Below are 15,049 nucleotides of genomic sequence, written 5' to 3' on the forward strand. Positions count from 1 at the left end.
CTTCTGCGCCCGCACATAACCAGTTGTGATTTGCAAACGTTGTCGCCAGTTGCATTCGCGTATCTGGCAAATGCCACCAGTTTCAACTGCACCAGGACACCTCAGAGCTAGCCTGGGAAACGTGCATGCTCACGCCTTCCATTCCACTAACGATGACATCCTCATCTTTCATACTGTAGATGCCATCTTTGTCTTGATAAATTGGAATTTTAACTGCCAAATCTCCATAGTCTGTTTTTAGATCGCCAACCATTACCCAACCCAAAACACCGTGCTCTAACTGTTCGTACGCTAAAGTAGACATTGGAACGGAATAGAAACGATTGAGATAATCAAACTCCACATCGATAGCCGCCCTTATAAATGCGCCTTCGAAGAAAGTATAAAGAGGAACCTCCGAATCAAACTCAATTTTTAATCTGGAAACCCCACTAAAATCTTCTTTGCAATCGACAGACTCTCTGATTAGCGCTTCTAATGTTATAACTGATATCCCATCAAGGGACCATTCTTTCGCATCAGCCCTGCTCTGCCGCTGCCTTTGCTCGTAGAAACTTTCGCGGATGCCCAGACTGTCAAGGTCCACCCGACTAATCCCGGCGCGGATATTCAATACATCGCGCAAAATGAAGTGCCTATACTGAAGGTGAAAACTGATGAAATTCATTGGCAGCGACGACAGATCAAGTTCATGCAACATCACCAGCACAACAACTTTACCCTCCTTTGCCGCTAGCTCTTTAATGGTCGAAGAAAATCCTTTTCTAGAAACACAAACGAGCTTATCCGCCCCAACAAGCTTCCTCTTTCCCAGCCATCCGAGGAATTCACCAACTTTAACTTTGACATTTCTACTTTGAACTTCAACAATTGTTGTAAACGTGCGCGCGCCACCACCCTCCGTAATAACAATATCACATTGCGATGTAGCGCCAGATATAGAGTCCACATGAGGCAAGTTTACATTATGCTGTACGCTAGCACCTGGCGAAACAGATTACTCTATTGCACGAGCGAGCTTTTCGATATCTCTCCATTCTTTATTCAAAATTAAAAAACCTCCCCCCAAATAAACTCTATAAAAGCGGCCCAAATTCACCCAATTGCCGCCAGTACCTGAACTACCGCCGCGCTGATTAGTAACACTGTAGCGAACTTCAATCTGCTCGATGTCAAATCCCTCAAACACCCTCTGGGTGTCAGGGTGATCGTTGATGCCAACCATCACCTTTCCTTTGCAGCGTCGCATGAAATCGACCATACGCCAATTGTGTTGGAGTATTAAGGTTAAAAAGCCTCAAAGGCCCTACCTATAGGGCCTGTAGGGTTAATTTGACAGTTCGATGAAAGCGGTCAGTGGGCATTGAATGGCATAGATTGGCGATTGGTTTGCCCCATTTTTGCCCCATATCTTTTAAGCTCACTGAATCGGACCGATGATGGATTGGGCGTAGTCGCTCGTCGCCCCCCCCCCCGGGCAGCCTACCTAATCCCTCGTAAATACATTGCTTTGTAGCAATTTCTAAGCATGCAGCTATTACCGCCCACCAAGGGCGCTACCGGTACATTCTTGTCCTTTTCGAAAGGAGTCGATGCTATGTCGGACGAATATTCGTTATCGGATGTGCTGGAAAGGATGTATCAGAATCAGCTCGGTCTGGAAGCGGCCCTGATGGAGCTAGCGCTTCATGCTGAACAACAAGGTTTGGCCTAAGTCGGAGACAACGTTCGAGGTGCCTTGTGGACGATTGGCAAGAGCGCCGGGCACATCAAGCACGGGCGGACCTGGCTGAGGGAAAGAGTGCGGGTTAGATTCGTATCATTTCGGGCGATTCCATGTCATATCGGGAAATCTCCGTATGTCCGCCTTCGGCCAAGAGCTTTCAGTGGTGGGCGTCGGATTTCGAGTAGGCTATCTTCATCCGCCGGGCATCTGCGCCCAACAGAGATTAAAAGACATGACGCACAAGAATTTTCAGGCCATGCGCGAAGACATTGACGCCGCAATCCTTGGCGGCAAAGGTCGCCATTTTTTGGACTACCATTTCGCCAACCATAATGAATTCGCGCAAGAATTCATCGAACTGATGTGCGTTCTGGAAGACCTCTGCCCTGGAGCGGGCTGCGCCACGGTGAAAAAGATTTCATCCTTGCGTGGGGAGGATCGAGCAACGTATGAGCAGATCGTTCAAGCGCTTTGCGAGTTAATTATCGGTAAGAGGTTTATAGAAGCGTTCCCCGCAGTTGAAGGGTTCAAGCTCCATTGGGAACCCACGGACATGGGCAAAGCGAATCCCGAGTTCATGCTCGAGGGACCAAAATGGCGCGCATTGGTAGAAGTGAAGTGCCCCTCGCTGCATGAATACGAGACTAAGAACCGCACGGCAACACAACAAGTCGCGGCCAGGCTTCCCGGACTCAAGGACGTTATTTCCGAACTATCAGGCACCGAACCAGCGCTCCCGCTTGACAATAAACTGAAGGACTTCCTCGTCAGTGCTGAAAGGAAGTTTTCCAGTTTTCAAGAGGTTTCCGTCCCTACCTACGGCTTGCTCGTAGTCTGCTGGACGGAGCGCATGTTCGAAGCTGTGTCACCGTTGTCGAATGAGGGATGTGGCCTGCTCACCTCGGCCAGTTTCTATCGTAAAGATGATGAAGTGGTGCAGTTTGCGCACGTATCTGGCGTTATCACAACTCAGCAACAGAGCTGCTTAAAAAGCGCACTTGCCGGGCACCGCCCCAGCCACCTAGCGTCTGACTTGGATTACGGCTCATATTGGAAGCCAAACACACCGGTGAATCCTACCTTCTCTCCCAACGAGTTTGCCAAAAGGCAATTACCGCAGGAGATCATCGATGCGCTAGAAGCTGTGATGGTCGGAGATCACTTAGATCCGATCGCAAGTACAATGGATTTCGTCATGTGGTTGCGCTGATCCCTGTTTTCTGAAGCGAAGGGCTGCGCCGGGTCGATTTCAGCCGGTATCAACAGAGCAGCTTTTTGCCGGTAGCAGCCTTACGCAAACCGCAGGTATCGGTCTACTGCAGCGGTTTCATCATAAAGATTAGGGATTCGAACCCCTTCTAGCGTCCCCATAGTCCGCCATGGGCCAAAAAAACGGCTGCTCAGCAATCTATCCGAGGCATGCTGCGGCCTACGGCGGCCCTTATCTTACCCTAAATATGCCCTAAACCTTTTCTGCACCAGCGGACCCTGAGCCCGTAATCCATCGGAGGTGTATCGTGACCTGCCTGCACCAGGCCCGCATTTCGGCGAACAGTGTCAGAACGCACTCAATTACCGTCCTTTCGATTGCCAAGATCGCGTGTCTCAACATTTTGGCTGCTACGCTGACCTTTTCACGGAGGAAATCATCATGCCGAATTCAGATCTGCTCCCTTCCCTGATGCTCAAGATCAACGAAATTAGCTCGCCTTGGAAGCGGCCATCATGGAGCTCACATTGCTTGTAGAGACCCAAGGTGCAACAGAAACTGGCAACAATGTTCGCGGAGCCCTCTGCGCAATCAACCGTAACGAGGAATTCATCAAAATGACGCTCGCGGTGATGATGGCTCCGGAGTGACTGCTTTCGGCCAGAAGCGATCATTAGCATCTGCATATACTCAAGTCACAGTTACTCTATTCGAGAATTAACCGTCCACCTGTGACACGTGCATCATCTTGTCACATTCAATGCTTCCTTTGCTCTGAGACTAAAAGTTTATGACAGTCATTGTAATATTTGAAGATTACCAGCTTGCAATCTCTGACTTGCTTCTCACGGTAAACGACCGTGCTGTTACCGCTGTAACACCTACAACCGGAGATACAGCTCTAATCTCCGATCTAAAACTTGGTGTCAGCCGGCTCGTGCGCAAGGTGGTAGCGGCAGACGGCCCTGCCGGACGCGCAGAGCTTTTAGTTGCAGGAACCGTAACCCATATCGAGTATTTTGCCTCCGAATTAATTAAAGCTTTTCGTAATCAAAAAAATTTACCAGAGGAGCTATACGATATAGTGCGCGAAAAAGGCGCGTTAGGATGTCTCGAAGTTGCAGCACTGATTGCAAATGCAGCCGACCACAATGAATTTGAAGTTCTCGGAATAGCTGGCGACAAGATGTGCGCACATACATTTGATGCTAATCGGATAGCTACAACTATCCCGTACTTCGGGACTGTATGGATTGCAGGTAGCGGGGCATCAGACCTCCTGAGCTGGCTTGAACTTAGAGGTAAAACTTACGCCACCCACTACTCTCACTCAGATTTATATGAAAGACGCTTCCATATAGCAAACAACATCCCCCTTCTTCTTATGGAGGAGGATTTGGGCCCAAGGCAAAGAACCATCAAAAACGGCGTCGGCGGCTTTTACGAAGCTTATGAAATATTGCACGGACAGCTTGTTCCTATCGGCGGGTGGCTCACAATATTCGCCGACATAATTGGTAAGGCGCGCGACGAATCCGTTTTGGTTCGTCGATTAATGTATCACTGCTATAGAGACGATTATTTATATGTATTTTCGATGAGGCATGACGTAGTAGTTTCTGCTGCCTCTCCGATCAGTATTCCTTTGTCGGAATGCACGCTTTTCGAGGTTCCCTCCCTAGCCCCTAAACTTAACCGCTCCAAGTGGACGATTCACCGCGTAGCTACTCAGTTAACGGGCGCCTCGCAAATACGGATGGCAATCCGAAAAAACGACAACGGCCCAGTTACGAGGCGCTTCATCAGCAGCCACCCTGATTTTTCGAAACTGCTAAAAATCAATATTTCGGGAGCCAATCTGATTGTAGAAGTAGATAAGGAGGGCTTTCATCACTTTGCATCGCGCTTTTCTGAAGACAAGACCAGCCCGATATTAGTTTGAGCATAAGTGACAAGACACTCTGCCTTTCTTCCGCACGTCTAGAAGGCTATAAAAAAATAACGGGAGTCCTTGGTACTAGTATCAGAAACACCATCAATTCACTGAGCGCAAGCAGCACTAGAATAGCCCTCCTAACGCTGCCGGCTCCCAGTTCATTATAATCAGCTCACCGCTGACTTCGGCCTTTCCTTGCCGCTGGTTGGTGTTGCAGTAGCGGATGTCCAGCGTCTCGAAATGGAAGCCTTCGAAGACACGGCGGATGTCCGGATGGTCGTTGATGCTGACCATCACCTTGCCCTTACAGCGACGCATGAAGTCGGCCATCCGCTCGTAGTTCTCAAACGGAAAGTCCGCGCCATAGCCGGCGGTCTGCCAGTAAGGCGGGTCCATGTAGTGGAAGGTGTGAGCGCGGTCGTAGCGCTCAGCGCATTCAAGCCAAGGAAGATTTTCGACGTAGGTGCCGGCCAGGCGCTGCCAGGCGGCCGAAAGGTTTTCCTCAATACGCAGCAGGTTGATGGCCGGGCCAATGGTCGCGGTACCGAATGTCTGCCCGGTAACCTTGCCGGCGAAGGCATGGTGCTTGGTGGCCACCTTGCCGTGTGTGTTGCGATCGCCGAGGCGAAACTGCTAGCGGCTGACGTCCTTGCGGGTGATGGTGATCGCGCCAAACTCCTTGCCGCTTGCGCTTTGCCCGCCCTGACGCGGCATCACCAACAGCTTGCCGTCCGCGACCTTGGCCGTGCAGTCGTATTGCTTAGCCAGGCGCGTGATGAAATTGAAATCAGATTCACTGAGCTGGTCCGCCCGGGCGACCTTGGTGGCCACCGGGCAGCCTGGCTCCCAGCCGTTACGCGCGGCGATATCGCTCACGATCTTCGACAGCGGCACGTCCTCCCACGACCCGCTACGAATGGTCTTGCCACTACCGCGCATGTCGCTGGCCTTGCCCTTGATTGAAATCGTATCCGGCGGGCCCGACACCGTGATTTCATCGACCACGTAGCGGCCCAGGCGGGCCAGCCCGGTCTCGACATACCCCGGGTAAATTTCGATGCCGGCACCGCGCGGGGGCAGCGTCACCAGCCCGTCACGGTCATCAATGCGCAACTCGAATTCGTCGGAGTCCATCCCGGGCTTGTCGGTGGTGCTGAGCTGGATCAGCCGGTCATTGATCAAGCCGGTGATGTCGGCGCCATCGGCGACGACGCGAAACCTAGGAGTCATGGAAAACATCCAAAAGAAAACCCGCACAGGGCGGGTTGGGGAGGGATGGGCGTTACGCTTAACGCGATCAGGCACCGGCGGCGGCTCCGGACGGGGTCAGTCCCACAGCGTGACCGCCTCGGTGATCGGGCTCGGCAGATCCGGCAACACAATGAACAAGCCGGTGCGGAATGGCTGCTCTTCCTCGGCCAGCCCCTCATTGGTATCAAGCACCGCCTCGACGCTGCCGTTGAGGTGGCCATAGAAGTTATGGCAAATGGTGTCGAGCAAGTCCCCGTCAGATGTTCTGCATGACCGCCCCGCCAATCACCAGGCCGAGCGCGAGTTTGTTCGCCATGTGCGTGCCCTTTACGTCGGGTCAATCAAAGGCGGCTCAATCCGTGAGCCACCACACCATTTCCGAAAACGACATGGCCTTGATCTCGGCCGCCGAGAAACCGGTCTCTTTGGCCAAGCGTCGGGCCAGCGTCTTCAACGTGGCTTCGTTACAGGTCGTCTTCTTCAACCAGACGAAAATAGCCGGCCTGCAGGCGGTTGTAGTCCTTGATCTTCAGGCCGGCCAGATCCGCGTCGGTGACACCACCAGCCAACTACATCAACAGGTGCACACCACATGACCGCAATTCAGATCTGCGCGCTGATCGTCCTCATCTTGCTCGTCGGCCTAACCTACTGGCCAGGCTATCGCGGCGGCCATTTCGATGGCCGTCTTGAGGGCATTGATGAAGGCATGACCATTCAGCAATCCGACAACTCGCAAACCGTCCGCAACCTGGAGCTGTCACTTAACCAGACACGGGAACACTACCAGCAGCTTTACGCCCGTTACGAGCGGGCACTGGCAGCGTCAAACTAGGGGAACGAGATCGGCAGACTCTGCTGGAGATCGTAGAAAAACTGCGAATCGCGGCCGAGACATTCAGCGCATTTAGTACGGGCAAAAAACTTGAACGAGACACCTTGGAGCTCCGCGACCAGGCTCTCGCCATGGCGGCACTCCTGGAACCAGCAATGCAGGAGGCAGCATGAACACCCTATTTCTTTTAATAGCTCAATATAGAGGTCAGGCAGTCATACCGCTGAGCCAAGTGTGCGCTGACTACATGGGATTAACCGTAGAAAAATTCAAAAGCAAATGCCTATCGGGCGAAATACAAATACCCATAACAAGATTAGGAGCCAACTCTCAAAAGGCGTCGCTAGGCGTCCATGTAAAAGATTTAGCTGAATATATAGATCGACAGCGAGCCAAAGCGACTGACGAGCAGAACAAGTTATTAGAAAAAAGTTAATAAACCTAGAAAAAGGCCCCAAAAGGGGCCTCGGCAAGACTATACAATTGGCAACACAACAACAGGTATAGAACAAAGCGAAGATGGCAAACCAGAAACAAAGTTAGCGTGCGCTTGAAGCATTCTTTTGTCGGCTAGACCAGTTTCCAGGTCGATTTCCACCGTGCCTGCACAGAAGGAATGGCTTTCTGCGCCGGCTGAATACACATAAGGCCTATAGTCATCGCGACTCAATGGTTTCTCACAGCATTTAACCGAGAGTTGAGTACAAGCAATTTTAACGCCTGGCAAGGAAGCTCTAACCGCATCTATTATTTCCGCCCGAGGAGTACCATGACGGCCACGGCCATTTGAGAAAATTATCGCGTCTGGTTTCACCACCGAGAGTAAATCGGAGGTAAACTTCACCGGATCATCAGTTCCTGGCAATCCGCCGTGATGCGGAAATATCAAATACTTTGAATCCGCGGCACATTCTGTTCGTATCATTTCATCTAGTGCCAAGCGGTCCATATCAGCAGTAACCAGTGCAACGGGAATGCCTTTGAAAACTATCCTAGCAACGATACTTACAGAATTACTTGTTAGAGCCTTAGTACCTTTAGGCAATGCAGAGCCGGCGCCGGTCAACGCCATTAGTGGAGTAGGAGAAACAATTTCGATGGAAACCTCATCCGATACCCTTGCCCACCCATATGCCTGATTAGCACTTACACCCATTGTGACTCTGATTGCACCACGACCCATGAGGTCATCAACCAGCGTACGCACATCTCCCCACAACTTACTTTGCTTTTGGGAGTCGCAATTCAAGACTAAGTGCTTAACAACATACTTGGGATTAGCCAGAATATTTATTAACCCGCCGACGTGATCTGAGTCCGTATGCGAGATTATAATCATCTCAATTTCTTCAATACCCTTACATTCAAGATAATGAAGTAGATGGGTGCGATCAGCGGTATCAATAACCACTGTTTTGCCGCAACTCGTTAAAACGCACGAGCTACCATGACCTACATCTAAAACGGCGAGAGTGGACGTCATATGGAAAGCCAGTCCTTTATATAGATATCTGTCTGACTTTCCGCATCCAAATTAACCTGAGCTTTACACCTATAAACATCGCCGCTTTTGATAGACCGAACTATATCCGCACAAAAGCCAACTTCAGCTTTGGAAATATCCACTTCGATAATTGATTGCGCCTCCCATCCCGGCACCACTACGGCCACCCGAAGGATGGACGGCGACTCCTGCACAACATTTTCTATTCGTATAAGTGTTGGCCAAGGACGTCTGATGCTAGAAAAATTCCCTGAAAACTCACGAATGCAGGTAGCAAACGCCTCCATAACACTCTCACCATTAAGGTTTCGAGCCTCAATAATACATGGAATAGAGTGTCGCAATCGCCTAACAGAAGATATCGTATCTACATCTCTAGAGCAGAGCACTGCAGGAATGTTTTTCTTATACAAATTCGAGACAATCACATCCCCGTTAATTGGTGAATACCTTGAATTATTCAAATGAAAGTCGCATACAAAGCCGTCATGATCATTGGAGGCCTTAAGCAATTGCTCCATACCTGCTATATGTAGCACCTCCTCTGTATCCACACGAAAACCATCCAAATGATACTCGTACAATTCCCTAACCGACGGATCATCATCAATCAAAAACACACGGGATATTTCTCTTCCCTCGATATTAACGGCTTGCATATCAACTCCCTATAATTGGCAGAGTAATCCTGAACTCAGCACCACCCAACAGCTCTCCCCGAGCAGTTACATGCACTTCTCCTCCTAAATCCTTTACAGTATCTTTCACAATCGTGAGACCTAAACCTGTGCCATCTGGATCGGAAGTTATACCTGGCAACCATATCTCAGATATGTTTCTTTGCGATATGCCGGGACCGGAATCAGCAACTACAACAACACAAGTATCGCCCTCTACAATTGTAGATATTTCGATAACTCTGTTATTTGAGTTCTCGCGCCTAAATGCATTCAATGCATTATTCAATAAATTTGTTAGAATAGACTCGATTGCAGCCTCTGAACACCGTAAATAAGGGTCTTTGGTGGTGAGTTTCAACTTGATTGAGGTATCGCGCGCCTTATAAAAAGGCAGCATCATTTTTTCGATCTGCACAATTACTGAGTTTATTTCAACCTTCCCAATGCGACGTTTGTTCGCGCGAACCAGGCTCAATGTGGCTGAACTCAGAGTAGATAATGCGTCTAGGGCTTTCCGGATTTTATCAATGAGTGTAACTATGATCGGCTGCTTTTCGGAAGCTATTGCCTGCTTCATCTTTATTTCCAAAACCGATGTCGATAGCTCAATTACTTTCAACGGGTTGCCGTGCGACTCATGCGCAAAAGTCGCAGCTGTAATACCTGCCGTACTCAGCGTTCGATAGAGCTGAATCTCTTTGCGGAGGTTATCAGCTTCTTTGTCACGAGATTTCGCATACTGATCAAAAGCTGCAGTAATTTTTTGGCGGATTTTTGGCGGTGCTTCAGATATTATCTCTGTAAGATTAGCCTTTTCTTTAGTTGCAGCCGCTGGAGCGGAGGCTCTTTCGCCCTGTCTTCTGCGCTCGGCCTGACTCAATCGCCATTTGGCCATCCACTCTAGGCAATCCAGTGCAAAAGTCTTTAACTCGATAAAGGTGTCATCTTCGATAAAACCTGAACGATCCGTCTTCTGGGTTAGTACTCTCAACCCTTTATTGCTCAGGGAAATCTTACCAATCGAGTTGTTAGTACTAGGCCTTTCTTCGGGATTTTGTGTTCGAATTAAGTTTATACCCAACCAATCGTCACCACCCCCTCCATATGGAGAAACTCGCACTTCGTCTTGGTATACATGCACACCACCGAAATGCTTTAGCCACTCCTTCACGTCTTTAAGATTCACACCTTTTCCGGATGTAAAACCTTCTGGCTTCAACAGAAAAGCCCAGAAATCAAACTTACAACTTGGCGACAGATAGACACTTAAATCCTTTTTACGCCGAATATCTTCATGCTCTGCTACATGCAGAACTTTACCTTGCCAATCTAGAATTTGGGCGCTCGCTCGGCCATCTTCACTTAAGTTCGCAGACAGGTGATACTCGCAATTATCGAAGTATTTATTACTTAAAAGCTTCTTAATCTCTTCGAACTCTTTAGATTTCAAATCGACCTTAAAACCAGACTCTTTATCCTCAAAAGGATCTGTCAGTAGTAACACCACACGAGCTAAGCGCTGTAGCTCTTCTGAACGAACAGCCGATCTCAATCCATTTAATTCCGTTCTTGTTCCTTTGCTTTTTTTCAAAGCTAACGATTGTATAGTGAGAGCTACATCTTCAACAGTGCTAGCGTTATCAAACTCATCCCAATCCACATCTAAAACGCTACTGGTGGCGGAGTCAGCTAACGTGGATTCAAGAAGAACAGACCGGCCCATTCTAAGCGCTGCAAGACGGCCTAAACCTTTGCTACCTGAAGGCGTACGTCCCAGCTTTGTCGTTTGCAAACTATTCTTCGAAGATTTACCGAGCACGAGCCATGAATTTTTAATACTTTCAACAGACATCCCATCTCCATCATCACTTACGATGATAGAACCACCTGGAACAGTAGTATTAACAAGCTCAACTGTGCACGTTTTAGCGTCCGCATCGTAGGAGTTCTTAATTAGTTCCAAAATACTTTGATCGCTACCTTGGTTTAATTCCTCGCCAAGACGCACCAAAATATTGGGTGAAAACCTAAAGTGAACATCACTCACATCTAGATCCCCCGTAAAGCCATCGAAGAAATGCTCTTAGTCGTAAGGTGACGACACCGAATGACATTATTTAAACGAGAAGAAACCTTTGGATCTTTGAGAGACTTTATGAGTTTTAAGCATATACCGACTCCCCCCTTGAACGGCTTCATCACTATCAAGTGATTCTCAACTGCCACTGGCTCAGTTCCTTTGACCAAAGTTGTTATTAGACGGTTTTTATCACACGGATTTGAAGTACGCCGTACGACAACGAAAGGCGGTAGAAACTTAGTCCCACTAAATTTTATTTTTTCTTCTGGAACGGCGACGCCAAATGCTGGAGCATTCTTCGCACAAAGAAAAGGAAAGTCTTCAACCCCCTCTTCCAATCTATGTGGCACAACAGGCCCAACTCTTACTTGAAATAGATCGCCTAATACCACACAATCCTCTGTGTCGGACAAAGGAGGTACCCACTCTATAGTTTGCCCCTTTCCTGACGATGTAATCAGGCGCAATATGAATACATCCACATCAACATTTTTTGAAAAACGCCCATGTAATTCGACACTACCAAGATCAGTTTCTTTAGCTAACGTCTCCCGCCAACGCTCATATCTGGAGCCACTTCTGAGCACATCGGGAAGTACGGCAGCAATTCTTTGACCTTTCTTCGCCAAAGAAATAATTTTTTCCACGAAAATTGCCGCAAGTTGCGTTTTACCGCTACTCCATTTGTTCGACTTACTTGCTAATACATGCCCAAAGGGGGGATTGGCAACCACACAATCAAAATCACCGCCAACATCTGCTTCCAGGTAATCCCCGGTATAAAACTTATCAAATTGGCGAACAAAACTCGCCAACTGCCCCTCCGATATACTTGGAAGCCCGTGCCGAATTGCAGCAAGCGCAATTAAACGCAACTTAGCGGCAATTACAAAATTATCATGCAAATCGCAACCACCAAACTTTTTTGACCAATATTCTATCGTACAAATAAGATCTTTTTTGATAGGGTAGTTTTTTGCAACACCCAACAAAAGATTACCTGCACCGCAGGAAGGATCAAAAAACGACTTCTCAGCTAAAATCTCTCCCGCCAGAGAGTTAACTATCTTTAGCGTAATATCGTCTGCAGTAAAAAAAATCCCTTGCTCAGAGCGAGTCTCATAAGGCACGAGCTTTTCTACAGCAACATCGGCTTCACCTCCAACAAACTCTATCGCTCTACTTGAGCTGACTTCGCACCATGAGTCTGTTAGAAGCGTATCAAATAGCTCTCTAATGAACGGAGTATAATGAAGACTTGCTGTTGTAGTTAATGACTGAGCGATCGTCACTTTATAAGTTTCCGAAATCGAGACTAACAATAACTAAAAAACTAGCTCTTTCTGCCATCGACAATCGAGTGAGAAAAACTAGTTGTTTACTGCGGGGATTTCGGGTTTCAACCGCATAAGTCATTTCCCCCTCCTTCCCTAGACAAAAAGACATAAGCGAAGCATTTTTTATTCTTTTTTGCCACTAGCACAATTACCTATTTTTCATATTAATTCATTTCGACTTTCTTATCCGTGTTTTCCGGTCGCTTGCTACGATTGCTAACCCGATGATCCTCATCTGTTACGAAGCTTAGCCATTTCCAATCGCGGTACGCATTTCCTCGCCCCCTAAGAAGAGTGTAACGACGCAGCGAATTCCAATCCCTGTGCCCTGACACACTGGAGACTCTCGGAATGTCCCAGTCCATCTCGAACAGCCGGCTCACTCCTTCGTGTCGCAGATCATGAAAATGCAGGCCTTCAATTCCTAGCATCGGACAGGCCCGCGTAAAGGACGCCGATACCGACTTGGCGTTGTAGGGAAAGATTTCCTTCTCCGTCTTTGGCACGGACTGCAAAATTGCCCAGGCCTCATCCGGCAAATGACACCACACGTTATTGCCGATCTTCTGCCCGGGGTTTTTCATGTCCCGCACCAATACAGCCTGACGGGACTCATCCAGATCCTCCCAGAGAATCCGCGCAATCTCCTCCTGCCGGCGGGTTGAGAAAATCGCGAAGGCGATCATCTTTGGCATGTCGATCTCGGCTTTGCGGCGCGCCTGCATCTCCAAGAAATGCCCCGTGAGCTTGTCCAGCTCTTCCAGAGTCGGCCGGCGGTTGCGCTCTTTGCTCTTGCTCACCATGCCCAGCTTGCGCAACACCTTGCGTGCGTCAGGCATGGCCAGCGGATCCACCTCATAGCCCCACGCCGGCCGCGCCACAGACAGCACCGCGCCCAGTTGCGAGAGATCGTTGCCAACCGTCTGCGCCTGGACGCTACCGCCCTCCCTTGCCCATCCGCCACTGCGCGAACTCCACCAGCTTCTGACTGGTCAGCGCCGAGTCGTCGAGATCACCCAGCCAGGTGTCCTTGATTGCGTTGAGCGTGGCGTTCTTGGTCTTGCCCAGCGGCCGGATCTTCTCGTATTCGTCTAGGTACTGCTCGATCATTTTCTTAATCGTCACGCCTTTACGGTTTGCACGCTCGATCGCACCCGGTTCCGCCAGCTCAGTCTCCCGACGCTTGATCCAGGCTTGGGCGACCTGCTTACGGTCGAAGGTTTGGCTTTCCTGATAAACTGTTCGCCCGTCCCGATTGATCCGTATCTGCGCCGTGTAGGCCGTCGAGTTGTCCTTGCGCTTGCGTGATGTGATCGTGCCCATTTCCAGTTGCAACATTGCTGAAGTCGATTGCTACATTGTAGCAACCGAGTTCGAAAAACAAGGAAAATGGGTAAAAACCGCTGTATAAAAGAACAGTATCAATGAATTTCGAAAAACCTAAAGCGCCTGTAAATACTAGCCTTACCCGTTCTGAGCCGTCTCGCCGCTTCAGTGTGGCGCCGATGATGGACTGGACTGACCGCCACTGCCGTTTCTTCCTGCGCCTGCTCTCCAAGCACGCCCTCCTCTACACCGAAATGGTCACCACCGGCGCGCTCCTCAATGGCGATCACGACCGCTTCCTGCGTCACAACGAAGCCGAACACCCGCTCGCCCTGCAACTCGGCGGCAGCGTCCCGCTGGACCTGGCTGCTTGCGCCCGCATGGCGCAGGAGCACGGTTACGACGAGGTGAATCTGAATGTCGGCTGCCCGAGTGATCGGGTGCAGAACAATATGATCGGCGCGGTGCTGATGGGGCATCCGCACTTGGTGGCTGATTGTGTGAAGGCGATGCGTGATGCGGTGTCGATTCCGGTGACGGTGAAGCACCGGATCGGGATTAACGGACGGGACAGTTACGAAGAGCTGTGTGATTTCGTCGGCACGGTTCGGGATGCCGGGTGCACGAGTTTTACGGTGCATGCGCGGATAGCGATTCTGGAGGGGTTGTCGCCGAAGGAGAACCGCGACATTCCGCCCCTGCGTTATGACGTGGCGGCGCGGTTGAAGGCGGATTTTCCGGAGCTGGAGATTATTCTCAACGGCGGGATCAAGACGCTGGAGGCCTGTCACGAGCATTTGCAGACCTTTGACGGTGTGATGCTCGGTCGTGAGGCGTATCACAATCCTTATGTGATGGCTGAGGTGGACCAGCAGCTGTTCGGCAGCACGGCGCCGGTGATCACTCGGGCCGAAGCGCTGGCGCAGTTGCGGCCTTATATTGCGGCGCATATTGATGCAGGCGGTTCGATGCACCACATCACCCGGCATGTGCTGGGATTGGGCACCGGGTTTCCGGGGGCGCGCAAGTTTCGGCAGTTGTTGTCGGTGGATATTCATAAGGCCAAGGAGCCTTTGGCGTTGCTGGATCAGGCGGCGGAGATGCTTGAAGGGCGTTAACGGTCACCCGCGTTGAACCTGCGCCCGGATTTGGCATCGTATTTAC

At 49.9% G+C, this 15,049-nt stretch carries 12 protein-coding genes and 6 pseudogenes; 8 read left to right on the top strand and 10 right to left on the bottom strand.

Features of this window, described 5'->3' with window-relative positions; genetic code table 11:
- Positions 1 to 82 precede the first annotated feature (82 nt).
- Both ACYZUC_RS10110 and ACYZUC_RS10115 read right to left on the bottom strand, forming a co-directional pair.
- Positions 83 to 958: a hypothetical protein gene (locus tag ACYZUC_RS10110; RefSeq protein ID WP_461995459.1), complete on the bottom strand. Its 876-nt coding sequence runs from the start codon at positions 956 to 958 to the stop codon at positions 83 to 85.
- A gap of 141 nt (positions 959 to 1,099) precedes the next feature.
- Positions 1,100 to 1,264 (bottom strand): annotated as a pseudogene (locus tag ACYZUC_RS10115) (DNA adenine methylase); the annotation flags it as partial.
- Between the two features lie 333 nt (positions 1,265 to 1,597).
- Between ACYZUC_RS10115 and ACYZUC_RS10120 the strand changes: the two are divergent.
- From ACYZUC_RS10120 to ACYZUC_RS10135, 4 genes and pseudogenes are all read left to right on the top strand, one after another.
- Positions 1,598 to 1,798 (top strand): annotated as a pseudogene (locus tag ACYZUC_RS10120) (hypothetical protein); the annotation flags it as partial.
- 61 nt (positions 1,799 to 1,859) lie between these two features.
- Positions 1,860 to 2,936: a hypothetical protein gene (locus ACYZUC_RS10125; RefSeq protein ID WP_461996831.1), complete on the top strand. Its 1,077-nt coding sequence runs from the start codon at positions 1,860 to 1,862 to the stop codon at positions 2,934 to 2,936.
- A 441-nt stretch (positions 2,937 to 3,377) separates the two neighbouring features.
- A pseudogene (locus ACYZUC_RS10130) lies at positions 3,378 to 3,586 on the top strand (hypothetical protein).
- Positions 3,587 to 3,726: 140 nt separating this feature from the next.
- A complete protein-coding gene (locus ACYZUC_RS10135) occupies positions 3,727 to 4,878 on the top strand; it encodes a hypothetical protein (RefSeq protein WP_461995461.1) in 1,152 nt (383 codons plus the stop codon).
- A 117-nt stretch (positions 4,879 to 4,995) separates the two neighbouring features.
- Here the strand turns inward: ACYZUC_RS10135 and ACYZUC_RS10140 are convergent.
- The 3 genes and pseudogenes from ACYZUC_RS10140 to ACYZUC_RS10150 form a co-directional block, all read right to left on the bottom strand.
- Positions 4,996 to 5,460, bottom strand: a pseudogene (locus ACYZUC_RS10140) (DNA adenine methylase); the annotation flags it as partial.
- Positions 5,461 to 5,508: 48 nt separating this feature from the next.
- Positions 5,509 to 6,102, bottom strand: a pseudogene (locus ACYZUC_RS10145) (phage late control D family protein); the annotation flags it as partial.
- 96 nt (positions 6,103 to 6,198) lie between these two features.
- The gene (locus ACYZUC_RS10150; RefSeq protein ID WP_461995463.1) at positions 6,199 to 6,372 is read right to left on the bottom strand and encodes a tail protein X; all 174 of its coding nucleotides are present in this window, start codon (positions 6,370 to 6,372) and stop codon (positions 6,199 to 6,201) included.
- A gap of 20 nt (positions 6,373 to 6,392) precedes the next feature.
- Here ACYZUC_RS10150 and ACYZUC_RS10155 point away from each other — a divergent pair, with 20 nt between their 5' ends.
- The 3 genes from ACYZUC_RS10155 to ACYZUC_RS10165 all read left to right on the top strand — a co-directional run bounded on the left by ACYZUC_RS10155 (position 6,393) and on the right by ACYZUC_RS10165 (position 7,394).
- Positions 6,393 to 6,719, top strand: a complete 327-nt coding sequence (locus tag ACYZUC_RS10155; RefSeq protein WP_461995465.1) for a hypothetical protein — start codon at positions 6,393 to 6,395, stop codon at positions 6,717 to 6,719.
- Positions 6,716 to 6,958 (top strand): hypothetical protein, encoded by a 243-nt coding sequence (locus ACYZUC_RS10160; RefSeq protein WP_461995467.1) that lies wholly within the window; start codon positions 6,716 to 6,718, stop codon positions 6,956 to 6,958. Before ACYZUC_RS10155 ends, ACYZUC_RS10160 begins: the two co-directional genes overlap by 4 nt.
- Positions 6,959 to 7,127: 169 nt before the next feature.
- Entirely contained in the window at positions 7,128 to 7,394 is a 267-nt protein-coding gene (locus tag ACYZUC_RS10165; RefSeq protein ID WP_461995468.1) for a pyocin activator PrtN family protein, read from the top strand.
- Between the two features lie 39 nt (positions 7,395 to 7,433).
- Here ACYZUC_RS10165 and ACYZUC_RS10170 read toward each other — a convergent pair whose 3' ends face one another.
- The 5 genes and pseudogenes from ACYZUC_RS10170 to ACYZUC_RS10190 form a co-directional block, all read right to left on the bottom strand.
- On the bottom strand, positions 7,434 to 8,441 hold the full coding sequence (locus ACYZUC_RS10170) for a ComEC/Rec2 family competence protein (protein WP_461995470.1): 1,008 nt from the start codon (positions 8,439 to 8,441) through the stop codon (positions 7,434 to 7,436).
- Complete coding sequence (locus ACYZUC_RS10175) at positions 8,438 to 9,121, bottom strand: hypothetical protein (RefSeq protein WP_461995472.1); 684 nt, start codon at positions 9,119 to 9,121, stop codon at positions 8,438 to 8,440. The genes ACYZUC_RS10170 and ACYZUC_RS10175 overlap by 4 nt, the downstream gene beginning before the upstream one ends.
- A 1-nt stretch (position 9,122) precedes the next feature.
- The gene (locus tag ACYZUC_RS10180; protein ID WP_461995474.1) at positions 9,123 to 11,189 is read right to left on the bottom strand and encodes an ATP-binding protein; all 2,067 of its coding nucleotides are present in this window, start codon (positions 11,187 to 11,189) and stop codon (positions 9,123 to 9,125) included.
- 2 nt (positions 11,190 to 11,191) lie between these two features.
- A complete protein-coding gene (locus ACYZUC_RS10185) occupies positions 11,192 to 12,514 on the bottom strand; it encodes an Eco57I restriction-modification methylase domain-containing protein (protein ID WP_461995476.1) in 1,323 nt (440 codons plus the stop codon).
- Positions 12,515 to 12,723: 209 nt separating this feature from the next.
- Positions 12,724 to 13,882: pseudogene (locus tag ACYZUC_RS10190) on the bottom strand (tyrosine-type recombinase/integrase).
- A 101-nt stretch (positions 13,883 to 13,983) separates the two neighbouring features.
- On the opposite strand from ACYZUC_RS10190, the gene dusA reads away from it, so the two are divergent.
- Positions 13,984 to 15,003, top strand: a complete 1,020-nt coding sequence (gene dusA, locus ACYZUC_RS10195; protein WP_461995478.1) for a tRNA dihydrouridine(20/20a) synthase DusA — start codon at positions 13,984 to 13,986, stop codon at positions 15,001 to 15,003.
- Positions 15,004 to 15,049 lie beyond the last annotated feature (46 nt).

Source organism: Pseudomonas sp. GT1P32 (genome assembly GCF_054897805.1).